The sequence below is a fragment of the Streptomyces sp. NPDC046805 genome, assembly GCF_040645355.1.
Taxonomy (GTDB): domain Bacteria; phylum Actinomycetota; class Actinomycetes; order Streptomycetales; family Streptomycetaceae; genus Streptomyces.
In genome coordinates this window covers 17,782-41,317 of record NZ_JBEYYC010000025.1, presented here as the reverse complement: position 1 = coordinate 41,317, position 23,536 = coordinate 17,782, and the positions used below count along the sequence as shown (strand labels likewise).

23 protein-coding genes are annotated in these 23,536 nt (G+C 69.6%); 13 read left to right on the top strand and 10 right to left on the bottom strand.

The features are described 5' to 3' along the window. The 7 genes from nadC to ABZ910_RS25020 all read left to right on the top strand — a co-directional run bounded on the left by nadC (position 1) and on the right by ABZ910_RS25020 (position 4,473). On the top strand, positions 1-978 hold the full coding sequence (gene nadC, locus ABZ910_RS25050; protein WP_361369014.1) for a carboxylating nicotinate-nucleotide diphosphorylase: 978 nt from the start codon (positions 1-3) through the stop codon (positions 976-978). A 5-nt stretch (positions 979-983) separates the two neighbouring features. Further along, positions 984-1,781, top strand: coding sequence for a type III pantothenate kinase (locus ABZ910_RS25045; RefSeq protein ID WP_361369012.1), 798 nt, complete (start codon positions 984-986; stop codon positions 1,779-1,781). A 152-nt stretch (positions 1,782-1,933) separates the two neighbouring features. Continuing rightward, on the top strand, positions 1,934-2,521 hold the full coding sequence (locus ABZ910_RS25040) for a hypothetical protein (RefSeq protein ID WP_361369152.1): 588 nt from the start codon (positions 1,934-1,936) through the stop codon (positions 2,519-2,521). Positions 2,522-2,573: 52 nt separating this feature from the next. Then, entirely contained in the window at positions 2,574-2,753 is a 180-nt protein-coding gene (locus ABZ910_RS25035; protein ID WP_361369010.1) for a hypothetical protein, read from the top strand. Between the two features lie 183 nt (positions 2,754-2,936). After that, entirely contained in the window at positions 2,937-3,350 is a 414-nt protein-coding gene (locus ABZ910_RS25030) for a BlaI/MecI/CopY family transcriptional regulator (protein WP_361369008.1), read from the top strand. A gap of 9 nt (positions 3,351-3,359) precedes the next feature. Beyond that, positions 3,360-3,905 (top strand): amino-acid N-acetyltransferase, encoded by a 546-nt coding sequence (locus tag ABZ910_RS25025; RefSeq protein WP_361369006.1) that lies wholly within the window; start codon positions 3,360-3,362, stop codon positions 3,903-3,905. Between the two features lie 232 nt (positions 3,906-4,137). After that, on the top strand, positions 4,138-4,473 hold the full coding sequence (locus ABZ910_RS25020) for an Lsr2 family protein (protein WP_361369004.1): 336 nt from the start codon (positions 4,138-4,140) through the stop codon (positions 4,471-4,473). Here ABZ910_RS25020 and ABZ910_RS25015 read toward each other — a convergent pair. Continuing rightward, entirely contained in the window at positions 4,452-5,135 is a 684-nt protein-coding gene (locus ABZ910_RS25015; RefSeq protein ID WP_361369150.1) for an SCO3374 family protein, read from the bottom strand. The two genes, ABZ910_RS25020 and ABZ910_RS25015, sit on opposite strands and share 22 nt — an antisense overlap. A 430-nt stretch (positions 5,136-5,565) precedes the next feature. Between ABZ910_RS25015 and ABZ910_RS25010 the strand changes: the two genes are divergently transcribed. Continuing rightward, positions 5,566-8,091, top strand: coding sequence for an ATP-dependent Clp protease ATP-binding subunit (locus ABZ910_RS25010; RefSeq protein ID WP_361369003.1), 2,526 nt, complete (start codon positions 5,566-5,568; stop codon positions 8,089-8,091). 86 nt (positions 8,092-8,177) lie between these two features. Here ABZ910_RS25010 and ABZ910_RS25005 read toward each other — a convergent pair whose 3' ends face one another. The 3 genes from ABZ910_RS25005 to ABZ910_RS24995 all read right to left on the bottom strand — a co-directional run bounded on the left by ABZ910_RS25005 (position 8,178) and on the right by ABZ910_RS24995 (position 13,199). Next, the gene (locus ABZ910_RS25005; protein WP_361369001.1) at positions 8,178-8,798 is read right to left on the bottom strand and encodes an HAD family acid phosphatase; all 621 of its coding nucleotides are present in this window, start codon (positions 8,796-8,798) and stop codon (positions 8,178-8,180) included. A 138-nt stretch (positions 8,799-8,936) separates the two neighbouring features. Next, entirely contained in the window at positions 8,937-12,059 is a 3,123-nt protein-coding gene (locus tag ABZ910_RS25000; protein WP_361368999.1) for an NACHT domain-containing protein, read from the bottom strand. A gap of 69 nt (positions 12,060-12,128) precedes the next feature. Next, positions 12,129-13,199, bottom strand: a complete 1,071-nt coding sequence (locus tag ABZ910_RS24995; protein WP_361368997.1) for a PDDEXK nuclease domain-containing protein — start codon at positions 13,197-13,199, stop codon at positions 12,129-12,131. A gap of 487 nt (positions 13,200-13,686) precedes the next feature. On the opposite strand from ABZ910_RS24995, the gene ABZ910_RS24990 reads away from it, so the two are divergent. Both ABZ910_RS24990 and ABZ910_RS24985 read left to right on the top strand, forming a co-directional pair. Then, complete coding sequence (locus tag ABZ910_RS24990; RefSeq protein ID WP_361368996.1) at positions 13,687-14,349, top strand: deoxynucleoside kinase; 663 nt, start codon at positions 13,687-13,689, stop codon at positions 14,347-14,349. 427 nt (positions 14,350-14,776) lie between these two features. Then, entirely contained in the window at positions 14,777-15,373 is a 597-nt protein-coding gene (locus ABZ910_RS24985) for a M23 family metallopeptidase (protein WP_361368994.1), read from the top strand. A 128-nt stretch (positions 15,374-15,501) separates the two neighbouring features. Here ABZ910_RS24985 and ABZ910_RS24980 read toward each other — a convergent pair whose 3' ends face one another. After that, positions 15,502-16,122: a TetR/AcrR family transcriptional regulator gene (locus ABZ910_RS24980; protein ID WP_361368992.1), complete on the bottom strand. Its 621-nt coding sequence runs from the start codon at positions 16,120-16,122 to the stop codon at positions 15,502-15,504. A 123-nt stretch (positions 16,123-16,245) separates the two neighbouring features. On the opposite strand from ABZ910_RS24980, the gene ABZ910_RS24975 reads away from it, so the two are divergent. The 3 genes from ABZ910_RS24975 to ABZ910_RS24965 all read left to right on the top strand — a co-directional run bounded on the left by ABZ910_RS24975 (position 16,246) and on the right by ABZ910_RS24965 (position 18,967). Then, on the top strand, positions 16,246-17,841 hold the full coding sequence (locus ABZ910_RS24975) for an MDR family MFS transporter (protein ID WP_361368991.1): 1,596 nt from the start codon (positions 16,246-16,248) through the stop codon (positions 17,839-17,841). Between the two features lie 201 nt (positions 17,842-18,042). After that, a complete protein-coding gene (locus ABZ910_RS24970; RefSeq protein ID WP_361369148.1) occupies positions 18,043-18,465 on the top strand; it encodes a helix-turn-helix transcriptional regulator in 423 nt (140 codons plus the stop codon). 58 nt (positions 18,466-18,523) lie between these two features. After that, positions 18,524-18,967 carry a VOC family protein gene (locus ABZ910_RS24965; protein ID WP_361368989.1) on the top strand — a complete coding sequence of 148 codons (444 nt, stop codon included), beginning with the start codon at positions 18,524-18,526 and terminating at the stop codon, positions 18,965-18,967. A 38-nt stretch (positions 18,968-19,005) separates the two neighbouring features. Here the strand turns inward: ABZ910_RS24965 and cseC are convergent, their stop codons facing one another. From cseC to ABZ910_RS24940, 5 genes are all read right to left on the bottom strand, one after another. Beyond that, on the bottom strand, positions 19,006-20,445 hold the full coding sequence (cseC, locus tag ABZ910_RS24960) for a two-component system sensor histidine kinase CseC (protein WP_361368988.1): 1,440 nt from the start codon (positions 20,443-20,445) through the stop codon (positions 19,006-19,008). Positions 20,446-20,457: 12 nt separating this feature from the next. Next, complete coding sequence (gene cseB / locus ABZ910_RS24955) at positions 20,458-21,165, bottom strand: two-component system response regulator CseB (RefSeq protein ID WP_361368986.1); 708 nt, start codon at positions 21,163-21,165, stop codon at positions 20,458-20,460. Positions 21,166-21,279: 114 nt separating this feature from the next. After that, positions 21,280-21,930, bottom strand: a complete 651-nt coding sequence (locus tag ABZ910_RS24950; protein ID WP_361368984.1) for a hypothetical protein — start codon at positions 21,928-21,930, stop codon at positions 21,280-21,282. Next, positions 21,918-22,457, bottom strand: coding sequence for a SigE family RNA polymerase sigma factor (locus ABZ910_RS24945; RefSeq protein ID WP_361368982.1), 540 nt, complete (start codon positions 22,455-22,457; stop codon positions 21,918-21,920). Before ABZ910_RS24945 ends, ABZ910_RS24950 begins: the two co-directional genes overlap by 13 nt. Positions 22,458-22,645: 188 nt before the next feature. Continuing rightward, positions 22,646-23,521: an A/G-specific adenine glycosylase gene (locus tag ABZ910_RS24940; RefSeq protein ID WP_361368980.1), complete on the bottom strand. Its 876-nt coding sequence runs from the start codon at positions 23,519-23,521 to the stop codon at positions 22,646-22,648. Positions 23,522-23,536: the final 15 nt, after the last annotated feature.

Below are 23,536 nucleotides of genomic sequence, written 5' to 3'. Positions count from 1 at the left end.
GTGAGCACCCCCGACCTTCCCCTCACCCCCGCCGGCGGCTGCGGCGACGGCTGCGGCTGCGGCGCCGAGGGCGACGAGGCGTACCTGGAGTGCGGGCTCGATCCCGCGCTCGCCGAGCTGCTGTCCGGCGCCGGACTCGACCCCGTGGAGGTCGAGGACGTCGCGAACGTCGCCGTCCAGGAGGACCTCGCCCACGGCGTGGACGTGACCACCGTCGCGACCATCGCCGAGGACGCCGTGGCCACCGCCGACTTCACCGCGCGCGAGGCGGGCGTCGTGGCGGGCCTGCGCGTCGCCGAGGCCGTGCTCTCCGTGGTCTGCACCGACGAGTTCGAGGTCGAGCGGCACGTGGAGGACGGCGACCGGGTGGAGGCCGGGCAGAAGCTCCTGTCGGTCACCACGCGGACGCGCGACCTCCTGACCGCCGAACGCAGCGCGCTCAACATCCTGTGCCGCCTGTCCGGCATCGCGACGACCACGCGCGCGTGGGCGGACGTACTGGAGGGCACGCGCGCGAAGGTGCGCGACACCCGCAAGACGACGCCGGGCCTGAGGTCGCTGGAGAAGTACGCGGTGCGCTGCGGCGGGGGCGTCAACCACCGCATGTCGCTCTCGGACGCGGCCCTGGTGAAGGACAACCACGTGGTCGCCGCGGGCGGCGTGGAGCAGGCCTTCAAGGCCGTACGGGAGGCCTTCCCGGGCGTGCCGGTCGAGGTCGAGGTCGACACCCTGCACCAGCTGCGCGAGGCCGTGGACGCGGGCGCCGACCTGATCCTGCTGGACAACTTCACACCCGGCGAGTGCGAGGAGGCGGTGGCGATCGTCCACGGGCGGGCGCTGCTGGAGGCCTCCGGCCGGCTGACGCTGGACAACGCGCGCGCGTACGCGGACACCGGCGTGGACTTCCTGGCCGTCGGAGCCCTGACCCATTCCTCGCCGATCCTGGACATCGGCCTGGACCTGCGCGAGGCGGAGTAACGGCCATGCTCCTCACGATCGACGTAGGCAACACGCACACGGTCCTCGGCCTGTTCGACGGCGACACCATCGTCGAGCACTGGCGCATCTCCACCGACGCGCGCCGCACGGCGGACGAGCTGGCGGTGCTGCTGCAGGGCCTCATGCGCATGCACCCGCTGCTCGGGGACGAACTCGGCGAGGGCATCGACGGGGTCGCGATCTGCGCGACCGTGCCGTCGGTGCTGCACGAGCTGCGCGAGGTGACGCGGCGCTACTACGGCGACATGCCCGCCGTGCTGGTGGAGCCCGGCGTGAAGACGGGCGTGCCGATCCTGACGGACAACCCCAAGGAGGTCGGCGCGGACCGCATCATCAACGCGGTCGCGGCCGTCGAGCTGTACGGGGGGCCGGCGATCGTCGTGGACTTCGGTACGGCGACGACGTTCGACGCGGTGTCCGCGCGCGGGGAGTACGTCGGCGGGGTCATCGCGCCCGGCATCGAGATCTCGGTCGACGCGCTGGGCGTCAAGGGCGCCCAGCTGCGGAAGATCGAGGTGGCCCGGCCGCGGAGCGTGATCGGCAAGAACACGGTCGAGGCGATGCAGGCGGGCATCGTGTACGGGTTCGCAGGGCAGGTCGACGGCGTCGTGAGCCGGATGGCCCGGGAGCTGGCCGACGACCCGGACGACGTGACCGTCATCGCCACGGGCGGCCTGGCGCCGATGGTGCTGGGCGAGGCGTCGGTCATCGACGAGCACGAGCCGTGGCTGACGCTGATCGGGCTGCGGCTGGTGTACGAGCGGAACGTCTCCCGCATGTGAGGCGCGGCTGCCCGGGTCGTCCGGGCAGCCGCATCACCCCAGCTGAGGGAAACCCGGACGCGACACGGCCGACACGGCAGCCCGAACCGTCTGTTTTGTCCGATTAGCGGTAGCGTCACCGCATGCCCACGCCATACGGATCCCGCGGCGGCATGGCGTTCGGCGCGGAGGAGCTGTGTGTGCTCCGCCGTGCCCTCGCCCTCGCCCTCCACCCCGGCCCCGCCTCGGCCGAGGACGTCCAGGACTGCCTCCGCCTCGCCGAGTCGCTCGACGAGGCGCTGCGCGAGGGGGCCCGGCTGCGGGCCTTCGTCGTGGCCGACCTCGGCCGGTATCGCGCCGCCCTCCCCGGCACCGCCGCCGGGTATCTGGCGCTCCTGGACGAGGTGCTGGGCGCCGGGTACCGGCCGACCGCCGACGACCTCGCCGCGCTGCGGGCCCTGCGCGGCAATCCCACTGCGGCGGCCCTGCTGGAGCGCCTGGACCGCCTGGACCGCCGCGCGAACCGCGACGCCGCCCCGGGCGTGCCCGCCTCTCGGGGGTGCATCCGGCTGCTGGCCCTCCCCGGGGGCAGTGCGGGCGACGGGCAGGACAAGAAGCCCACCGAGCGCCCGTCCCCCCAGCCCGCCCCGCAGAAGCCGTCCCGGCCGATCCCCACCCCGGGCGAGGTCTTCCCGCGCCGCAAGCCCCCCACGTCCCCCTCCGGCCCCAACCCGCCCCGGCAGCGGCTCGCCGCGGGGTGAGGCCCGGGCACCCCGGCCCTGCCGTCCCTGCCCCCGTGGCTACCCTGGGGGCATGGACTATGTCTCCGCGCTCGTGCCCCCGGTCGTCATGGCCGCGTTGTTCATCGGTGTGGTCAGGGTGATCGTGAAGACCCAGGGCGGGGCCGCCAAGGCCAAGGAGGACGCCGCCGTCGATGCCGCCCTCGCGCGCGCGGAAGGCGTACGGCAGGCGTCCGCCGGCTCCGACGTCTGAAGCCGGCCGGCGGCAAGCAGCTCGCGACCGGCGGCAAGCCGCATCGGGGCGCCTCCCGGCGCCCGGGCGTACGACTCACGCACCCTGTGCTTTCCGAGTCGTACGCCCTTTTTGTTCGGGTTTACCGATGAAGATGCACGTTCGGCACGCCATTGCCGGGATCTCCCAGTATTGTTCTGAGCTGTGCCTCGCCCATTGGGAGAACTCGAAGACGCGGTCATGACGCGCGTGTGGAAGTGGAACCGCCCGGTGACCGTTCGAGAAGTCCTGGAAGACCTCCGACAGGAACGCTCCATCGCGTACACCACGGTCATGACCGTTTTGGACAATCTCCATCAGAAGGGCTGGGTGCGACGCGAGGCGGAAGGCCGGGCCTATCGATATGAGGCCGTCTCCACGCGCGCCGCGTACGCCGCCGCCCTGATGAACGACGCCTGGTCCCAGAGCGACAACCCGGCGGCCGCTCTCGTCGCCTTCTTCGGGATGATGAGCGACGAACAGCGCCAGTCCTTGAGGGATGCCGTACGCATCGTCCAGGGCCCGCAAACCCCGGAAGACGAGAACCCCGGCTCCGCGCAGGACGCCCAGGGGCGATAACGTCCGCCCATGGCAGGAGACCGCCCCGAAGTCACCGCAAAAGCCGTCACCGTCCGACGGGCCCGGACCGGCGATGTCCCGGCCGTGCGCCGCCTCCTTGACGCCTACGCCCGCGAGCGCATCCTGCTCGACAAAGCGACCGTGACGCTTTACGAGGACATCCAGGAGTTCTGGGTCGCGGAACGCGACGCCGGCAACGGCAATGGCGCCGAGGTGGTCGGCTGCGGTGCGCTGCACGTCATGTGGGAAGACCTTGCGGAAGTCCGCACTCTCGCGGTGAAGCCGGGACTGAAGGGAGCGGGCGTCGGCCACCACTTGCTGGAGAAGTTGCTGGAGACCGCCCGCCTGCTCGGCGTTCGCCGCGTTTTCTGCCTGACCTTCGAAGTGGACTTCTTCACGAAGCACGGCTTCGTGGAGATCGGCGAGACGCCTGTGGACGCCGATGTGTACGCGGAGCTCTTGCGTTCCTATGACGAGGGCGTCGCCGAGTTCCTCGGTCTCGAACGAGTGAAACCGAACACCTTGGGCAACAGCCGGATGCTTCTGCATCTGTGATCGCCTAGATGCGCCCGGTATTCCGGCGCTCCGACCCTGCCCCGGTTCCCTATGTCCGAAACGCGCATCTTTCCGGTCGGGGGCGGTCGCTGAGTCTCTGCCAGGGGTTTGTGTTTTTCCGGCAAAAGCGGTTTGCTTTCCGACGTACTGCAGTACTGCATATAACAGGGGGCGGTGAAACGGCGGACGCCGCAGACCCCAGACCCTCACGTTATCGATGAAAGGAAATCCGGTGGCACAGAAGGTTCAGGTCCTTCTTGTCGACGACCTCGACGGCGGCGAGGCGGACGAGACCGTTACGTTCGCGTTGGACGGCAAGACGTACGAGATCGATCTCACGACCGGCAATGCGGACACGCTGCGGGGACTTCTCGATCCCTATGTGAAGGGTGGTCGTCGTACCGGAGGCCGTGCTTCGGGCGGGCGTGGAAAGGCTCGTGCCGCTTCCGGTGGCAGCCAGGACACCGCGCAGATCCGTGCGTGGGCCAAGGAGAACGGTTACGAGGTCAATGACCGCGGCCGTGTTCCCGCCAGCATCCGCGAGGCTTACGAGAAGGCCAACGGCTGAGAAAGCGGCGGACGCGCGCACGCGCGCCGCAGCCGGATCCGGTGACACCCCGTGGCCACCGTGTCCACAAGACGTACGAGATCGGGGGCGCCCCCCACGCCCCCCACGGCCGACAGCGTCGGCAACGAGGCCTCGACCTCGTACCCCGGTTCGGGGGGCCGCAGCCATACGGCGGCCCCCTGTGCGGGACGCGGGGAACGAGGCGGCCGGGTTCCGGGCGAGCTCTGTCCGGGGAGCCCCGGGGGCTCAGGGGGCAGCGGTGCGGCCATGCGGCCGTCCGCGCCGAGGGCTGTGAGGTCGAGCGCCAGCGCGCCCCACTCCAGCCAGTCCAGCAGCCCCGGCAATTCCTCCGCGCTGCCCGCGGCCACCAGGATCAGCATCCGGTCGCCTCGCAGAGCCACCGGAGACGCCCCCGTCAGATGCCTCAGCGCCGCCGTGCCCGCCTCCGCCGGCACGTCCAGGACGTCGAAACGCAGGCCCGTGACAAGCCGGAGCGGCTCACCGGGCACGGTCGTCCACCCCAGTTCGTTCTCGTACCAGCGCCGGATCCGGGCGACCGGACGACCCGGAAACTCCGGACCGGCCGTACCGCCGGGGCCGCCGGGGCCGGGCGGACGACGAGGAAGGCGAGGAAGGGGCGTCGTGGACACCGAGCCGACCATGCCCAGTGCAACCACCGAATACGCCCGCAAGTTACGCTGGGTATTTCGGCAATTGCGCAGCGCGCCCATAAAAGGGGCGCGTGGGGGCTCGGGGAGGCGCAAGGTTGTTCGCCCATAGCGGAGGGAACCGGCGCGCGCGGTATGGAGTGTCAGTGCGTGCGGGTAAGACATCCCTAGTGGGAGGGGGCGACACGCAGGGTGGGCCGTCTCACGTTCGCCATCGGCGTACTGGAGACAGGGGTAACCGCTTGGCCTGCGGGAACATCGTCTCGCACCATCGGGTTGGAGCAGATGTCGGCGTTCGGGGTCAGGAGGCCATCGACGGTGTCGGCAGTTGGAATGAGCGGTCCCCGCTTGCGGGACTAAGCTGCGGAAGGACAGGGAGGGGAAGTTCCCCCCACTGCCTGACCGCTCTGAGGAGCGATTAACGATGTTCGAGAGGTTCACCGACCGCGCGCGGCGGGTTGTCGTCCTGGCTCAGGAAGAAGCCCGGATGCTCAACCACAACTACATCGGCACCGAGCACATCCTCCTGGGCCTGATCCACGAGGGTGAGGGTGTCGCCGCCAAGGCCCTTGAGAGCCTCGGGATTTCGCTCGAGGCGGTCCGCCAGCAGGTGGAGGAGATCATCGGTCAGGGCCAGCAGGCCCCGTCCGGGCACATCCCCTTCACCCCCCGTGCCAAGAAGGTCCTGGAGCTGTCGCTCCGCGAGGCCCTTCAGCTGGGCCACAACTACATCGGCACCGAGCACATCCTGCTCGGCCTGATCCGTGAGGGCGAGGGCGTCGCCGCCCAGGTCCTGGTCAAGCTGGGTGCCGATCTCAACCGTGTCCGTCAGCAGGTCATCCAGCTGCTGTCGGGCTACCAGGGCAAGGAGACCGCCACCGCCGGCGGCCCTGCCGAGGGCACGCCCTCGACGTCCCTGGTCCTCGACCAGTTCGGCCGGAACCTCACCCAGGCCGCTCGTGAGTCCAAGCTCGACCCGGTCATCGGGCGCGAGAAGGAGATCGAGCGGGTCATGCAGGTGCTGTCCCGCCGTACCAAGAACAACCCGGTGCTGATCGGTGAGCCCGGCGTCGGTAAGACCGCCGTCGTCGAGGGCCTCGCCCAGGCCATCGTCAAGGGCGAGGTGCCCGAGACGCTCAAGGACAAGCACCTCTACACGCTGGACCTCGGCGCCCTGGTCGCCGGCTCCCGCTACCGCGGTGACTTCGAGGAGCGCCTGAAGAAGGTGCTCAAGGAGATCCGCACCCGCGGCGACATCATCCTGTTCATCGACGAGCTGCACACGCTGGTCGGTGCGGGTGCCGCCGAGGGCGCCATCGACGCCGCTTCGATCCTGAAGCCGATGCTGGCCCGCGGTGAGCTGCAGACCATCGGTGCGACCACGCTGGACGAGTACCGCAAGCACCTGGAGAAGGACGCGGCCCTGGAGCGCCGCTTCCAGCCCATCCAGGTCGCGGAGCCGTCGCTGCCGCACACGATCGAGATCCTCAAGGGCCTGCGCGACCGGTACGAGGCGCACCACCGCGTCTCGATCACCGACGAGGCGCTGGTCCAGGCCGCCACCCTGGCCGACCGCTACATCTCGGACCGCTTCCTGCCGGACAAGGCGATCGACCTGATCGACGAGGCCGGCTCCCGGATGCGCATCCGCCGGATGACCGCGCCGCCGGACCTCCGCGAGTTCGACGAGAAGATCGCCGGTGTCCGCCGGGACAAGGAGTCCGCGATCGACTCGCAGGACTTCGAGAAGGCCGCCTCCCTGCGCGACAAGGAGAAGCAGCTCCTCGCCGCGAAGGCCAAGCGGGAGAAGGAGTGGAAGGCCGGCGACATGGACGTCGTCGCCGAGGTCGACGGCGAGCTGATCGCCGAGGTCCTCGCCACGGCCACGGGCATCCCGGTCTTCAAGCTGACCGAGGAGGAGTCCAGCCGCCTGCTCCGCATGGAGGACGAGCTCCACAAGCGGGTCATCGGCCAGGTCGACGCCGTCAAGGCGCTGTCGAAGGCGATCCGCCGTACGCGTGCCGGTCTGAAGGACCCGAAGCGCCCCGGTGGCTCGTTCATCTTCGCCGGCCCGTCCGGTGTCGGTAAGACCGAGCTGTCCAAGGCGCTCGCCGAGTTCCTCTTCGGCGACGAGGACGCGCTGATCTCCCTCGACATGTCGGAGTTCAGCGAGAAGCACACGGTCTCGCGTCTCTTCGGTTCCCCGCCCGGATACGTGGGCTACGAAGAGGGCGGCCAGCTGACCGAGAAGGTCCGCCGCAAGCCGTTCTCCGTGGTCCTGTTCGACGAGGTCGAGAAGGCCCACCCGGACATCTTCAACTCGCTGCTGCAGATCCTGGAGGACGGTCGCCTGACCGACTCCCAGGGCCGGGTCGTGGACTTCAAGAACACGGTCATCATCATGACGACCAACCTCGGCACGCGGGACATCTCGAAGGGCTTCAACCTGGGCTTCGCGGCCACGGGTGACACGAAGAGCAACTACGAGCGCATGAAGAACAAGGTCCAGGACGAGCTCAAGCAGCACTTCCGGCCCGAGTTCCTCAACCGCGTCGACGACGTGGTGGTCTTCCCGCAGCTGACGCCGCAGGACATCCTGCGGATCGTCGACCTGATGATCAGCAAGGTGGACGAGCGCCTGAAGGACCGGGACATGGGCATCGAGCTCTCCCAGTCCGCCAAGGAGCTGCTGTCCAAGAAGGGTTACGACCCCGTCCTGGGTGCGCGTCCGCTGCGTCGCACGATCCAGCGCGAGGTCGAGGACACCCTGTCCGAGAAGATCCTCTTCGGCGAGCTGCGCCCCGGCCACATCGTGGTCGTGGACACCGAGGGCGAGGGCGAGAACAAGACCTTCACCTTCCGCGGCGAGGAGAAGTCGGCGCTGCCCGACGTCCCGCCGATCGAGCAGGCGGCCGGCGGTGCCGGGCCGAACCTGAGCAAGGACGCGTGACCCTTCGGGTGCTCGTCTGAAGGCTGAACGAAAGGGGGCCGGTGCTCTTCAAGAGCACCGGCCCCCTTTCGCGTACCCGGCTGGGGCTACGACAGCTGCCCGTCGTAGTCCGGCAGCTTGAACGTCTTCTCGGCGTGGCCGCCCGAGAGGTCGGAGGCGCTGTTCCCGATGTTCGCGATGATCGTGTAGCCGTTGTCCTCGATGTCCGCGCGCTGGGCCGTCTTGTAGTCGGCGACGTCCTTGAACAGGTCGAACAGTCCGCGGACACGGAGACCGGTGACGTCGTAACCGTCGTACTCGAGGTTGTACTCGGTGGGCCCGTAGACGATGCCCGGGCGGGCGGTGACGAAGAAGAGCGAGACGCCGTGCTCCTGGGCGTACTCCGCGACGTTCAGGACCGGCCTGTTGGCCGGCTGCGGGTAGCTGAAGCCGAAGTCGGTCTCCAGCGTGGTGTTGTCGATGTCGAAGACGATCGCCTGCTTCTCGCCCGGCCCGGCGGCGGCGATGCGGTCCTTCAGATACGGCAGGGCCTGGTCCATCACCGCCTGGCAGTCCTTCTGCCAGGTGGCGTAGTCGACCTTGGCGGAGGTCGCGGACGTGGATGTGCTGCTCGTCGTCGCGGCGTCGGCGGGCGCGGACGTCGCGGCCAGGGCGGCCACGGAGACGACGGTGACGGACATGCGGCGCGCCCAATGGCGACTGGTCATCGGTGGGGGGTCCTCTCCCGTCCGTACGGCATGGTCATGTGTGTGCCGTACGTTCCTGTGTCAGGGACATGCTCTTGAGCGAGGGTGGCGCGAGGGGAACCGTAGGGTTACTGATGGGTAGTCGTACAGAGGTGTGCGTCACACCACGCTGTGCGGCCTGGTGATGGTGGGGGTGACGGGGAGCGTCGCCAGGGTGTGGTCCGGTACGCCGGTGCTCCCCGGGGCGAGCGTGATCTCGATCGTGCGGAGGCTCGGGAACAGTACGGCGAGCTCCGAGAGGTCCTCGTCCCCCGTGAACTGGTTGAGTCGGAGGCCGCGGATGCCCGGCAGGGGCGGCCCCTCCCAGCCGGCGACGTCCCAGATGATCCGCAGTTCCTCCAGCCCGGGCAACCGGGCGATCTCCTCGTAGTCCTCGGGGGAGAGGGGCGTGACGAGGTTGGCCAGGCTCAGCTGCCTCAGCGACGCGACGCGGTTCAGGCCGCGCAGACCGGTGTGCCGCAGGGCGTTCTTGGCGAAGCGCAGATGGCGCAGGGGGACGTCCCCGGGGAGGGCGTCATCGAGACTGTCGGCCTGCAGGAGGATGCCCAGGTCGAGTGAGCGCAGGCTCGCCGAGCCGGAGAGCGGGGCGAGCGCGCCGGGCTTCGTCAGCCCCGGCAGCATGCTCAACGACAGCCAGTCCAGCGGAAGGTGGGAGATCGGAGTGAGGTCGTCCACCAAGGGGCACTTGCTCAGGTCCAGATAGGTGAGCCGCCGCAGGGCCGACAGGCCGGTCAGGTCCGGCAGCCGCTCGTTGTCGCGCAGGTTCAACCGGGTCACCTGGTCCGGCGCGAGCCCGGTGCTCACCTCGGACGGATCGATGTCGCCGACGACCTGGTGGAACCGGCGGCCGCCCAGCTCGCGCAGAAAGCGCAGCTGCTGCGCCGAGCGGGCGGTGAAGAAGAGGCCGTCCTGTCGCAGGTGGGCGATGACCTCCTGTCCGTACCTCCGTGTGGCGAACCGGTCCCAGGTCCACGTCAGTTGAGCGCGCACGGGCAGCGCCGGATGGTCCCGGAACCGGGCCAGCACCGGCACGGCCGCCTCCGTTCCGATGAGCGACGCGGTGATGACGACGGCCCGGGCCTCCTCGTCGCTCAGCCCCTCCGGGCCTGGCAGCAGCTCCAGGGTGATCGGTCCGGCGGAGGCGAGGGCGCGGGCCTCGTCGGTCGTCCGGGGCGGGATGAGGGCGGCGGCGTTTTGCTGCACGGTGGCTCGGACGGTGGGGTCGAGTTGCGTCGCGTGTTCCAGTGAGGCGAGGGCGAGGAGTCGTACGCGCGTGGCCGCGGCGCCTGTCAGATGCCGTGCCGAGTCGGTCAAGTCACTGAGCAGCTCGGCACGTTCGCGAGGTCGGGCGTGGGCGACCGCCAGCCGGAACACGTCCGCCCACTGCTCGTCCGCCGCGCCCCGCACCAGCAGCCCGAAGTCGCCGTCCTCCACGGCCGCCTTCGCGCCGAGGTAGTCCTGGAAGGTGCGGTGGACGAACTCGACGGTGCCGACGGTGGGTTCGCGCAGCAGGCCGCTGCGGAGGAGGAGGTGGTTCAGGATGCGGTGGGCGTCGCCCTGAGCGGCCGCCGGCAGGGACGGCAGCATGTCGGCGATGATGCGCTCCGCTCGCTCCCGGTCCATCTCGGACTGGTTGTTGCGGATCAGCCAGTACGCGAGCCGTTGGAGCAGCTGGATCTGGGGGAGTTCACCGAGGCGTACGTCGCCGTCTCCGCCGGAGAACATGTCCCGTTCCTCGTCGCGCCGCGCGAGGAGCATGGACAGGGCGGCGTCGTACAACTCCTGACGTCCGTTCGGGAGATAGCCGCGCCGGTCGCGGTGCAGTGCGCAGATCAGGCCGCTCATCAGGGGGTTGGTGGCGAGGCGACCGAGGTCGGGCTTGGTCTGGACGGCGTGGAGGAGGGAGCGCTGGTAGCCGTCGAGGCGGTCGGGGTCGGGTGCGTCGATGCGGGCCGCCGTGTGCCAGCGGGTGATGAACGCGGACACGTCGTCGCGGCTCATCGGCGTGAGCGCCAGCTCCGTGAAGCCGTCAGCGGCGAGCCAGTCCTCCCGTACGGCGGAGGGCCGGGAGGTGACCAGCCACTGGTTGCCGGGGTACACGTCCAGCAGGTCGCGCAGCCAGCGGCGGGTGCGCTCCCGCTCCCGCTCCGGGATCTCGTCGATGCCGTCGACCAGGAGCAGCCCGCGGCGGGCGGTGAGCACGCGGTCCGCCCAGCTGGGCGGCGTGGTGGCGTGGAAGGGGACTCGTACGGCGGACAGGAAGGCGTCGGGGGCGGGGAGGCCGTCGGGGCGGCGGACCAGGGTACGGAGGGGGAGGACGAAAGGCACGCGATCACCCCGCTCGCCTCGGGCAGCGGTGACCGCGAGCCACTGCACGAGCGTCGTCTTGCCGGAGCCGGCGACTCCGCGCAGCAGCACCAAGTCGTGCTCGGAGAGGGCCTGTTCGGCGGGAAGCGCGGTCGTGGCCGAGGCCATGGGCGTCCCGTCCGGGCCGGCCGCCTCGCCGTCCTCGGCCGCGCACAGCGCCTCAAGGCTGAGGTAGGCGGCGTCGAGGGGCCAGCGCTCGGGGGAGTTGACCAGGTCGATGCCGTAGATGGTGAGGTGGCTGTGCTTTGTGGCAACGTACGCGAGGTAGCGCTGCTCGAAGGCCGTGTCTGTGCCGCCGGGCGGCGGCGTCCTGACGATCAACGCGTCCATCTTCGCGATGAGTTCGCTCTGGCGGCGCGACTGCTCGACCAGGGTGCGGGGAACGAAGGTGGAGCGCTGGGTGAAGAAGTGCAGGATGTGCAGGCAGGCCGTGCCGAGCAGCCGCCGGCACAACAGGCCCCCGTCCAGCGAGAGATCGCGGTCCGGGTGTCCGCTCGCGGCGCGGAGGGCGTCGGCGAGGGCGTCGTGCCCGAGTTCGACCGCCTGTACGTCCGTCATGGTGAGGTCGCCGAGGGCGTACAGGGTGTCGGCGAGGGCGTAGGCGACGGCCTCCTCCTCGTCCGGGGCTATGGGCCGCTCCCCGCTTTTCATGGCCTGCCTGACCAAGCCCGTGGACAGCTTGTGCAGGTCCGGCTTCGCGAGCGTACGCTTCTCGCCCTTGAAGGAGACGAACCCCGAAATCCGCACCGGCTTGTCGACCAGCCCGGCGCCCGCTCCTTCGCTGACGAAAAGCTTCTTGACCAGTGGCGTGACCACGCCGGATGCCAACTTGACGCCGATGGACGCCGGTTCCATGTCGCTCGATCCCCCGCGGCTGTGGTTGGCCTTTTGCCTGTCAGCGTACGGTCATTCGGTCGCGCGTGGTCATGGCCTTACGGAGTCGATGGCGTCCTGGACCACACGGGACAAGTCCTCTTCCGTGGGGACGAGTTCGCGCTCCGTAGGGGAGAGATTCGAGTAGTTGGTCACGGCCAGCGGGTTGTTGCTGGCGTCGAGGGCGAGTTGTACGGCCGCCTTGTTGTGGTGGGCCCCGATGAGGAAGCCGATGGTCGCGTCATCACGTTGCGGGTCGCGGACCAACTGGTCGACCACGCTGACGTAGAAGTTGAGCTTGCCGACGTGCTCGGGGCGTACGTCCTTTGTCTTCAGCTCGAAGACAAAGTAGCGGTGCAGCTTGAGGTGGTAGAAGAGCAAGTCGATGCGGTATTGATCGCCGCCGATGAGCACGGGGTACTGGCGGCCGACGAAGGCGAATCCGACACCGAGTTCGGTGAGGAAGCGGACCATGTTGGCGACGATCGCCTCTTCGAGCTCATGCTCGGCGTGTTCCTTGTCGAGGCCGAGGAAATCGAGGCGGTACGGGTCCCGGGCGAGCTCCTTGAGGACCGCGGAGTCATCAGGGACGGTCAGCTCGAAGTTGGTCGAAGCTGAGCCCTGGGCGAGATGGAGACCCTGGTGGATGAAGCGGTCCAGCAGGGCGCGGGACCACCCCTTGCGAACGGCCTCGGTGACATAGAAGTCCAGCTCGGCGCGGGTTTCGAGTTTGTCCATGAGGACGGTGATGTGGCCCCAGGGCAATTGTGCAACAGCCTGTTGCACGATTGGCTGCGGCCAGGTCCGGGCCAGCTTCTGCATGTACATCAGGTTGCGGCGAGAGAATCCGCGCTGCCCGGGGAAGGCGGCCTTCAGGTCCGCCGCGAGCCGGGCCACGACCTTCGTGCCCCAGCCTTCCTGCTCCCGGCGGGCGAGGATCAGCTTGCCGATCTGCCAGTACATCTGGACGAGTTCGGTGTTCACGGCCCGCTGCGCGCGCAGGCGCGCCCCGGCCACCGTCTCCTTGACGTCGCCGAGCAGATCGCCGTACCAGGAGGGCAGGGAACCCAGCTGGGCGGGGACGGTGGCGTCGAACGTCTCGGAGTTCTTGCGCAAGGTCATGGGGCGAGCGTTGCGCAGGGCGATCTTTGCGGGTGCCGGAATGTGATCAGGTCATCCGAACGGGTGTGGTTCAGGCTCGATCGCGGGCGCGTGTCGCCGTAGTCAGTGTCTGCGGCTGCCGATGAGGAGGTCGACGGGGAGCGTACGGCGGCGTACACGCGGAGGTGCCGTCGTTCGAAGATCCTGTTGGGCTGAGCGGGGTCGGCGAGGCGGGTGCCGGCGCTGTGGACGGCGTTGGGTGAATCGTCATTTAAGCTTCAAGACGGCCGCAGGGCTATGGCTCGTCGCTGCGCGCGGCGACTGAGGAACGGTCAGGCCGGCCAGTCGAGGTGAGCGGTCTGTGTCAGGGCCTTGGTCCGGACGGGGACCGCATGACGCTGATCATGAAGATCCCGGGGAATCGCGTGGCCGCCGACGTGTGTCTCAGCGGCGTGGGGCGCCCATCCCACCCGCCCACGAACAGAAGACCCCCGGGGAGAAGTGAGGTATGCCAGTGATCTGCGTCGGAGGCATGATCGGGATCGGCAAGACGAGTGTGGCCGAACTGCTCGCCAAGGAGCTGGGCAGCGAAGTCTTCTACGAGAGCGTGGACGACAATCCGATCCTTCCGCTCTTCTACACGGCGAGCCTCGAGGAGATCCAGGCGAAGCGCTACCCCTTCCTGCTCCAGCTCTACTTCCTGCAGACGCGGTTCGCCGCGATCAAGGAGGCGTACAAGCAGGGCGACAACGTCCTCGACCGGTCCATCTACGAGGACTGGTACTTCGCCAAGGTCAATCACGACCTGGGCCGGATCAGCTCCCTCGAGATGCAGGTGTACGAGGGTCTGCTCGACGAGATGATGCGCGAGATCGACGGCCTTCCGTACCGCAAGGCGCCCGATCTCATGGTCTACCTCAAGGCGGACTTCGACACGGTGCTGCACCGTATCGGGCTGCGGGGCCGCGATTTCGAACAGGACGAGGCCCTCATCGAGTACTACCGGACGCTGTGGTCCGGCTACGACGACTGGGTGCACAAGCACTACTCGGCCAGCGAGGTCCTCGTCATCGACATGAACCGCACAGACGTGGTGAACAACCCCGAGGACGCGGCCCGTGTGGCGCGGGAGGTCAAGGACGCCCTGGCGACGGTCGGGTGCCGGGTCTGAAGCATGTTCCCTGCGGGGGGCGTTTGCGGCCATGATTTCGACGGTTCAGGCGTTCAGTCCGACTCGATTGTGGGGGTATGTCGGCGTAACGGCGGTCACATTCCAAGGCTGTTGGATCTTGGTGTGCGGTGATATGCGGCACAGGTGATATGGCTGTTACTAGCCCCGATAGTGGTGTGTAAGGGGCGAATTAGGCTCAAAGCGGGCATTTCGGGGATCGGGTGACCACGGGTTCCGCCTCGTCAGAGCCCTGCTCGGCCGCTCGGGGGCTTGTCAAGGGGGTGGAGTCCGCCCGGGCGCCTACTGCCCCATGTCGTAGATGGGGGGGATTGAGTGCATCTGGGGCCTCGGGTTACCAAGGTATGGCCCCACCGGCGAACGGCTGTGCGTCGCGGGGCTTCTTCGTCCCCGAAAGCATGAGGTTTGGATGTTCAAGCGCGCCATGTCCCGCTCTTCCCTGATTCGTAACCGTGCCGCCGTCGTGGCCGCGGGTGTCGGCATCTCGGCCGCCCTCGGCGCCGGGATCGCATCCGCCGCCCCCGCGCAGGCCGGCGTCGAGGCCGCCCCCGTCGCGACCAAGGCCGTCGCCGCCGCCAAGCCCACCGTGTCCTGGATGGACCCGGTGAAGAACTACACGCTCACCGCCGGCTTCGACCAGGCGGGCAGTCACTGGATGCACAAGCACAGCGGTCAGGACTACGCCGTGCCGATCGGCACCGACGTCGTCGCCGCGCACGGTGGCACCGTCGTCAAGGCCGGCCCCTGGGGCGGCGGTGACGGTCCCGCCTACGGCAACGCCATCGTCATCAAGCACGCCAACGGGCTGTACACGCAGTACGCCCACCTGTCGCGGATCGACGTGAAGGTCGGCCAGATCGTCGCCGAAGGCCAGCACATAGCCCTGTCCGGCAACACCGGCAACACCACGGGCCCGCACCTGCACTTCGAGGTCCGTACGACCCCGAACTACGGCTCGGCGATCAACCCGGTCGTCTTCCTGCGCGCCCAGGGCGTGACCGTCTGAGGTAGCACCACTTCTTCGGGGAAGTCGTCACAGCCCGCGGCCGCGGCGTCATCATGACGTCGCGGCCGCGGGCTTGTCGTTTTTCCGGCGGGTGGCCGATCCCGAACGGGCTTCTGTCGCCCGTTCTTTCAGGATTTGCTCGCCGCGATGCCCTCGGCTCCCCGGGCGCGCTCGTGCGCCTGGGTCACCAGATCCATGGCGACCTCCAGAACCGCCTCCCGCTTCTTCTCGGGATCGCCCTCCAGGTCCTGCATGACGAACATCCCCGCGTGGAGCGTGAACAGGGCGCTGATGCAGCGCACTTGGTCGACCAGCTCGGCGTCGGAGTCGATGATGATGTCGCGCAGGCGGCCCATGCGGTCCTTGAAGGTGTCGCCGATGCGCAGTTCCCGTACGGTCGCCTGGTTCTCCTGCATGAAGCGGAACAGCGGTCCCGCGTCGACCAGTGACTGGCTGTAGCGCCGTACGATCTCCTGCTTCGTCTCCAGCGTGTCAGGCTGCTGCTTGCCCCACTCGATCAGCTCCTCGACCGGTCTCGTCAGGTCCTCGAAGAGGCTGACGATGATCTCTTCCTTGGTCTTGAAGTGGTAGTAGAGCGCCGCCTTCGTGACGCCGAGGTGCTCGGCGATCTCGCGCAGGGAAGTCTTCTCGTAGCCCTGCTCGACGAAGAGTTCGAGCGCCACGTCCTGGATGCGCTGGCGGGTGTTGCCGCGGCGCTGCTGCTTGGTGCCGTCCATGGTGACGCCCATCCTCGTACTCCTCGCGCTCCCGCGGAAACTTACTTGACGCCCGGCTAGTAAAAGGCTACCTTCCCATTGTAGTGAACTAGCCGGGCGGCAGGTAAGTGGCCGCGTCGGGGGGAGTAGGGAACGATGGCGGACACACAGCCGGCCCAGGCGGGCCAGCAGATACCGGATGACCAGGGCAAACAGCCCAGGAGCGTGCGAGTCGTCCTGCTCGCGCTCATGATCGCGATGATGCTCGCGATGCTCGACAACATGATCGTGGGTACGGCGATGCCGACGATCGTCGGCGAGCTCGGCGGCCTGGAGCACCTGTCCTGGGTCGTGACCGGGTACACGCTCGCGACCGCGGCCTCCACCCCGATCTGGGGCAAGCTCGGCGACATGTACGGGCGCAAGGGCGCCTTCATGACCTCGATCGTGCTCTTCCTGATCGGCTCCGCGCTCGGCGGCATGGCCCAGAACATGGGCGAGCTGATCGGGTTCCGCGCGATCCAGGGCCTCGGCGCCGGCGGTCTGATGGTCGGCGTCATGGCGATCATCGGTGACCTCATTCCCCCGCGCGAGCGCGGCAAGTACCAGGGCATGATGGCCGGCGTCATGGCGCTCGCGATGATCGGCGGCCCGCTGGTCGGCGGCACCATCACCGACAACTGGGGCTGGCGCTGGGCCTTCTACATCAACCTGCCGCTCGGCGTGGTCGCGCTGGCCGCCATCAGTGCCGTACTGCACCTGCCGAAGAAGCGGACCAAGGCACGCATCGACTACCTCGGCGCCGCGCTGCTGACCGTCGGCATCACCGCGATCGTGCTGGTGACGACCTGGGGCGGCACGGAGTACGCCTGGACGTCCGCGCGGATCATGGAGCTGATCGCCATCGGCGTCGCCGCGCTGATCGGGTTCGTGTTCCGGCAGACCAAGGCCGCCGAGCCGGTCCTGCCGCTGCACATCTTCCGCAGCCGCAACTTCACGCTGACCTCGGTCATCGGCTTCGTCACCGGCTTCGTGATGTTCGGCGCCACGCTCTTCCTGCCGCTGTACCAGCAGTCGGTGCAGGGCGCGTCCGCGACCAACTCCGGACTGCTGCTCCTGCCGATGCTCGGCGCGATGCTGGTCACGTCGATGATCGCCGGGCGGGTCACCACCGGCACCGGCCGCTACAAGGTCTTCCCGATCCTCGGCGGCGCGCTGATGATCGTCGGCCTGTATCTGATGTCGCTGATGGACACGGACACCACCCGGTTCACCTCCGGCGTGTACATGGCCGTCGTCGGTCTCGGCATGGGCTGCCTGATGCAGGTCACCATGCTGGTCGCGCAGAACAGCGTGGAGATGAAGGACATGGGCGTCGCGTCCTCGTCGGCCACCCTGTTCCGCACGCTCGGCGGCTCCTTCGGCGTCGCCGTCATGGGCGCCCTGTTCAACGACCGGGTCCAGCACGTCATGGCCGAGCGGGCCGGTGCCCTGGGCTCCAAGGTGACCGAGCGCTCCGCCTCGCTGGACGCGGCCAGCCTCGCCAAGCTGCAGCAGCCGGTGCGCGAGGCGTACCAGCACGCGGTGTCCGCCGGTACACACTCGGCGTTCCTGCTGGGCGCAGTGATCGCGGTCAGCGTGCTGCTCGCGGCGCTGTTCGTGAAGGAGGTGCCGCTCAGGGGCGCCCCGCAGAAGCCCGCGGCGGACGAGACCGCCGACGAGGCGCCGATGGCGGTCGCCGAGACCGTCTGAGTCGACCGCCTGAATCGACCGTCTGAGTCCTGAAGCCGAAGGCCCCCCGGCCAGTGTCCGCCCCGGGGGGCTCTTTTTTGCGCCTTAAACCGGCGCCGCTCTCGCGGACGTGGTTGCCCGCCGTGGGGCTTCCTCAATTGATGGTTGCGGCCGTGGTGGGGATTGTCAGTGGCGCGTGTCAGCATCGTGGGCATGGACAAAATGCGCCAGTTGCGCCTGGCCAAGGACGCCATGGATCGCGACTGGGCCGATCCGGGGCTCGACCTGGCCGCGGTGGCCGCGCACGCCGGCTACTCGCGCTTCCACTTCGTCCGCGCCTTCAAGGAGGCGTACGGCGAGACGCCCGGCCAGTATCTGACCCACCGCCGGATAGAGCGGGCGGAGGACCTGCTGCGCACCGCCGACCTGTCGGTGACCGAGATCTGCCTCCTGGTCGGCTTCAGCAGCCTGGGCACGTTCTCGACCCGGTTCAAGGCGTGGACCGGTCTGACACCCAGCGAGTACCGGACCAAGCACGTGGGCCGCGGGGCCGCGCTCATACCCGGGTGCTACGCCATGCTGTGGGCGGGCGGGTTCCGCAGCGGCCCCGGCGGCGCACAGCGCAATTCCGGAGAAGCGGACTGAGGGCGCGGCTGCCTACGGTGACGAGGACGATGCAGACCGCTGCGGACAGGAGCACGCCATGATCAAGGGACTCAAGATCGCCACCGTCTGGGTACTGGACCAGGACCGGGCGAAGGAGTTCTACACCGAGAAGCTGGGCCTCGAGGTCCGTACGGACATGACGATGGGCGACGGCGGGATGCGCTGGCTCACCGTAGGCTCCCCGGAGCAGCCCGACGTCGAGCTGACGCTGATGGTGCCCGGCGCGCCCGCGATGGACCCCGAATCCGCCGAGATGGTGAAGAAGCTGGTGGCCAAGGGCGTGCTCGGCGCCGGAGTGCTGACCACCGACGACATCCACGGCGACTACAAGAAGCTCAAGGACCGCGGCGTGGAGTTCCTGCAGGAGCCGCAGGAGCGTCCGTACGGCACGGAGGCGCTGCTGCGCGACGACTCGGGGAACTGGTTCTCGTTCACGCAGCCCCGTGCGGACGGCCTCGACATGGACAAGGACTGGGCCTGACGGGACCGGCCGCGGGGCGGCCGGGAAGGCAGGAGGCCCTAGGGCAGCATCGGGTAGCTGCCCGAGTTGGTCGGGGCGTGCTCCGGGAGCCACAGGACGGCCACCGCGCCCTCCGCCGGGATGTGCTCCGGCGCGCCCGCGGGCCGGACGTTGCGGAAGGTCAGACGGGCGCCGAGCACCCGGGCCTGCCCCGCCGCGATGGTCAGCCCGAGACCGTGCCCCTGCCCGGCGCGGTCCGAGCTGCCGGTGCGGAAGCGGCTCGGCCCCTCGGCGAGCAGGTCCTCGGGGAAGCCGGGGCCGTGGTCGCGGACCCGGATGACCCGGCCCTCGACGGTGACCTCGATGGGCGGCCTGCCATGCCGGGCGGCGTTGGCGAGCAGGTTGAACAGCACCCGCTCCAGGCGCCGCGGGTCGGTCGTGACCGCCGACTCGTGCACCACGCGCACGGCGATCTCCGGGTCCTTGGCGGCCACGCGCCGGGTGACGAACTCGCCCAGCATGATGTCCTCCAGCTCGGCGCGCTCGGAGGCGCTGTCGAGCCGGGCCACCTCCAGGACGTCCTCGACGAGGGTGCGCATGGCCTTGGCCCGGTCCAGGACCAGCTCCGTGGGGCGGCCGGGGGGCAGCAGTTCGGCGGCGGTCAGCAGTCCGGTCACCGGGGTGCGCAGCTCGTGCGCGATGTCGGCGGTGACCCGCCGCTCCGCCTCCAGCCGCTGCTGCAGCGCGTCCGCCATGGCGTCCACCGCCCGCGCGAGATCGTCGGTCTCGTCCCGTACGACCCCGCCGATGGCGTCCCGCACCCGCACGTCCGTCTTGCCCTTGGCGACCTGGTTCGCCGCGGCCGCCGCCTTGCGCAGCCTGCGCGACAGCTGCCCGCCGATGAGCACGCCGAGCGCGCTGCCGCCGAGGACGACCGTGATCGAGCCGATGACCAGGGCCTGGTCGAGGTCCTTCATCACGTCCGTGCTGCGGTCGGTGAGGTGGGTGTGGAGCGACAGGACGTGCCCGCCCTTGACCGGGACCGCGGCCCAGATGTCCGGGACGTTCCCGCTGCTCTCGGTCACGAACGTCGCGCGGCGCCCCGCCTCGACCTTCGCGTGCAGCGCGTGCGGCAGCCGCGGGTCGTCGATCTTGATGCCGGGGAAGTTCGGGCGCCCGGACAGCTCGTAGTTGCGCTGCGCGATCTGGACCCGTTCGTCCGCGAGGTCGCGCGCGTTGTCCAGCATCGAGACCCGGGCCGCGTTGTGCACGACCAGGCTGAGCGCGACCGCCACCAGCGCGCCGACGAGCGCGATGGCCGCGCTGAGCTTCCATCTGAGTCCGGTACGGATGCCGGTCCTGAGCCCCGTGGGGCCGCCGGTCCCGGGCTCCGTGCCGCTGTCCGCGCCGAGCCCCGTACGGCTGTCGGTCAACAGCTCCGTACGGTGGTCGGCTTCCGCCGTGCGCCTGCCACCAGGGCGTCGAATGATCCCCCGCATGCCCAACTCCGCTCAGGCCTTCAACTTGTAGCCGAAGCCGCGGACCGTCTCGATCCGTTCCTGGCCGATCTTCGTACGCAGCCGCTGCACATGGACGTCGACGACGCGGGTGTCCCCGCCCCAGCCGTAGTCCCACACGCGCTGGAGGAGTTTGTCGCGCGAGAGCACCGTGCCGGGCGCGGCGGAGAACTCCAGCAGCAGCCGCATCTCGGTCGGCGTGAGCCCCACCGGCTGCCCCGCCCGGCGCACCTCCATGCCCTCGGTGTCGATCTCCAGGTCGCCGAAGGCCAGGACGCCGTCGGCGGCCGACGGGCCCGACGCCCCGGCCGCCTGCGCCGCGCCGGCGGCGTGCCCGAAGCGGCGCAGCACGGCGCGGATGCGGGCGACCAGCACGGCGCCGTCGAAGGGCTTGGTCACATAGTCGTCCGCGCCCGCCTCCAGGCCCAGGACGACATCGATGGAGTCGGCGCGCGCCGACAGCATGATCACCGGCACCGTCGACTCGTCGCGGATACGCCGGCACAGGCTCACCCCGTCCAGGCCCGGGACCATGACGTCGAGGAGCGCGATGTCGGGTCGGTCGGCGCGGAACGCCTCCAGGCCCGACAGCCCGTCGGGCATGGCGGTGACCGCGAAGCCGTCCCGCTCCAGGGCGAGCTGGGTGGCCTCGCGGATGACGTCGTCGTCCTCGACGAACAGGACGTGGGTCTGGTCTGCCATCCCGGTGCTCTCAGTCCTCGTGCCTCGTGTGGTTCTCGTGCCGTGATGCGGGGCCCGGCTCATCGCCGGGGCCCTCACTCACGTGTGACGTATGGGCCGTCCGCTGTGTTCACGTCAGCCGGCCGGTGAGGCGCTGGCGCCGCCGCCGATCGCCTTGCCGTAGTCGGTGTGGTGGTAGGACTCCTCGACGAAGCGGCCCGACGTCCAGGAGTACGTGGTGACGTTCTCGCCGGACGGACTCGAGACCGAGTCGCTCTTCTCGTACACCTGCCGCGACACCATCAGGTCGCCGCGGTCTATCTCCGCGTAGACCGGGGACTCCTCGGCCTTGAACACGTTCCGGTAGCCGCCGCCCGACTTCCGGTACACGTACGAGCCGACGCCCACCGCGTCGCGGCAGGTCAGCACGTTGACGACGACGTCGACGGCCGATCCGCCGGTCAGATGGCCGTACGACACGTCGATCGGGTAGTCGTCCCCCGCGCACGGCTTGAGGTCCCGCTTGACCGCGTCCGAGACCTCCGGGTCGTCGCGGACGAGCCTGACCGCGTCCACCCGGCGGTAGCTGTCGGAGGGGCTGGGCGCGGGGGAGGCGGCCGTGCCCCCCACCGAGTCGGCGTGCGCCGGGCCCTCGTCGCGGGCGCCGGTGCCGCCGGTGGCGCAGGCGGTGAGGGAGAGGGCGAGAGCGGCGAACACGGCCGTCGCCGCGATCGCCGCCCGCGCGCTCCGTCGGGCCCTGGGCCCGGCGCAGGTCAGGCCGCGCAACGCTCCCGCTCCTCACGCTCCAGCGCGCGTGCGTCCAGGTCGCGCGCCTCCAGCTCCTCGCGGAGCCGGGCGAGCGCCCGGTGCAGCGTGCTCTTGACCGTTCCGGCCGACATGCCGAGGGCCGCGGCCGTCTCCTCCGTGGACATCTGCTCCCAGTGTCGCAGGACGACGACACTGCGCTGCTTCGGAGCGAGCACCTTCATGACGTCCATGAGCAGCGCCCGGTCCGCGTGCTGCTCGGTGGAGTCCTCCACGGAGGCGTCCGGCACCTGCTCGGTCGGGATCTCGTCCAGCTTCCGGGCCCGCCACCACTCGGTCCGCGTGTTGATCATGACGCGGCGCAGATAGGCGTCCGCGAGCCGCTTGTCCGCGATGCCCTCCCAGCGGCCGTACGTCCGTACCAGCGCCGTCTGGAGCAGGTCCTGGGCGTCGACCGGGTTCGGGACCAGCCGGCGGGCGCTGCGCAGCAGCGCGTCCTGCCGGGTGCGCACGTACTCCTCGAACTCGAGCACCTCACCCTGCGCCATGCCAACCGCCTCCGTTCCTGTCCGGCCCGTGTCCGGGCATGACAAGGAAGCTACGGAGGCGTTGTCACGAGGCTGTGCGCGGCAGCCGACGGACAGCGATCGGCTGTCCGTCGGTTGTGTAACGGAAGTAGGCCTTGGGTAAAGGTCAGGGCTTGTTTGGTGTGGTATGGCGGATTTGTTCCTGCGTGTCAGCCCAGCGGGAGCCGATAGAGGCCGCCCGCCAGCGGCTCCACCAGACCGTCCGCGACGAGTCCGTCCAGCGCCCGGGCGCGCTGCACCGGCTCGTGCCACACCCGGTCCAGGGCGGTCTGCGGCACCGGGGCGTGCGCCTCCCGCAGTACGGCGAGGAGCTTGCCGCGGACCTGGCGGTCCGTGCCCGCGTACGTCTGGCCGCGGCGCGGGGGCCCCTCGTGCTCCGGCTTGCCCGCGAGCCGCCAGGCGCACTGCGTGGCGATCGGGCAGCGCTGGCAGGTCTCGTTCTTCGCCGTGCACACCAGCGCGCCGAGCTCCATGGAGGCGGCGGCCCAGCGGGCTGCGGTCTTCTCGTCCTCGGGCAGGAGGGCGCGGGCGAGCTTGCGCTCGGCCGCCGTGGTGGCGTTCGGCGGGTACTGCACGCCGGTGACCGCCCGCGCGAAGACCCGGCGGACGTTGGTGTCGAGCACCGCGTGCCGCTGTCCGTAGGCGAAGGAGGCCACCGCGGCGGCCGTGTACTCGCCGATGCCGGGCAGCGCGAGCAGCTGGGCGTGGTCCGTCGGTACGTCGCCGCCGTGGCGCTCCGTTATGGCGACCGCGGCGCCGTGCAGGCGCAGGGCGCGGCGCGGGTAACCGAGCCGTCCCCAGGCGCGGACCGCCTCGCCGGGGGGCTCCTCGGCGAGGTCCGCGGGGCGCGGCCAGCGGGCCATCCACTGCTCGTACACCGGCAGGACCCGGTTGACCGGGGTCTGCTGGAGCATGAACTCGCTGACCATCACGCCCCACGGGCCCGCTTCCGGGCGCCGCCAGGGGAGGTCGCGGGCGTGAGTGTCGAACCAGGCGATCACGGGGGCGTGGAGCATCTCAGTCATGTCCCTTCCGATCCT

Excerpts from the sequence above, each read along its gene's own strand:
- ABZ910_RS24995 (WP_361368997.1), bottom strand. The coding sequence starts at position 13,199 with ATGACCTTGCGCAAGAACTCCGAGACGTTCGACGCCACCGTCCCCGCC.
- ABZ910_RS24975 (WP_361368991.1), top strand. The coding sequence starts at position 16,246 with ATGGCGGACACACAGCCGGCCCAGGCGGGCCAGCAGATACCGGATGAC.
- ABZ910_RS25040 (WP_361369152.1), top strand. The coding sequence starts at position 1,934 with ATGGCGTTCGGCGCGGAGGAGCTGTGTGTGCTCCGCCGTGCCCTCGCC.
- ABZ910_RS25025 (WP_361369006.1), top strand. The coding sequence starts at position 3,360 with ATGGCAGGAGACCGCCCCGAAGTCACCGCAAAAGCCGTCACCGTCCGA.
- ABZ910_RS24985 (WP_361368994.1), top strand. The coding sequence starts at position 14,777 with ATGTTCAAGCGCGCCATGTCCCGCTCTTCCCTGATTCGTAACCGTGCC.
- ABZ910_RS25010 (WP_361369003.1), top strand. The coding sequence starts at position 5,566 with ATGTTCGAGAGGTTCACCGACCGCGCGCGGCGGGTTGTCGTCCTGGCT.
- cseB (WP_361368986.1), bottom strand. The coding sequence starts at position 21,165 with ATGGCAGACCAGACCCACGTCCTGTTCGTCGAGGACGACGACGTCATC.
- cseC (WP_361368988.1), bottom strand. The coding sequence starts at position 20,445 with ATGCGGGGGATCATTCGACGCCCTGGTGGCAGGCGCACGGCGGAAGCC.
- ABZ910_RS24965 (WP_361368989.1), top strand. The coding sequence starts at position 18,524 with ATGATCAAGGGACTCAAGATCGCCACCGTCTGGGTACTGGACCAGGAC.
- ABZ910_RS24990 (WP_361368996.1), top strand. The coding sequence starts at position 13,687 with ATGCCAGTGATCTGCGTCGGAGGCATGATCGGGATCGGCAAGACGAGT.
- ABZ910_RS25045 (WP_361369012.1), top strand. The coding sequence starts at position 984 with ATGCTCCTCACGATCGACGTAGGCAACACGCACACGGTCCTCGGCCTG.
- ABZ910_RS25015 (WP_361369150.1), bottom strand. The coding sequence starts at position 5,135 with ATGGTCGGCTCGGTGTCCACGACGCCCCTTCCTCGCCTTCCTCGTCGT.
- ABZ910_RS24940 (WP_361368980.1), bottom strand. The coding sequence starts at position 23,521 with ATGACTGAGATGCTCCACGCCCCCGTGATCGCCTGGTTCGACACTCAC.
- ABZ910_RS24945 (WP_361368982.1), bottom strand. The coding sequence starts at position 22,457 with ATGGCGCAGGGTGAGGTGCTCGAGTTCGAGGAGTACGTGCGCACCCGG.
- ABZ910_RS25005 (WP_361369001.1), bottom strand. The coding sequence starts at position 8,798 with ATGACCAGTCGCCATTGGGCGCGCCGCATGTCCGTCACCGTCGTCTCC.
- ABZ910_RS25035 (WP_361369010.1), top strand. The coding sequence starts at position 2,574 with ATGGACTATGTCTCCGCGCTCGTGCCCCCGGTCGTCATGGCCGCGTTG.
- ABZ910_RS25000 (WP_361368999.1), bottom strand. The coding sequence starts at position 12,059 with ATGGAACCGGCGTCCATCGGCGTCAAGTTGGCATCCGGCGTGGTCACG.
- ABZ910_RS24970 (WP_361369148.1), top strand. The coding sequence starts at position 18,043 with ATGCGCCAGTTGCGCCTGGCCAAGGACGCCATGGATCGCGACTGGGCC.
- ABZ910_RS24980 (WP_361368992.1), bottom strand. The coding sequence starts at position 16,122 with ATGGGCGTCACCATGGACGGCACCAAGCAGCAGCGCCGCGGCAACACC.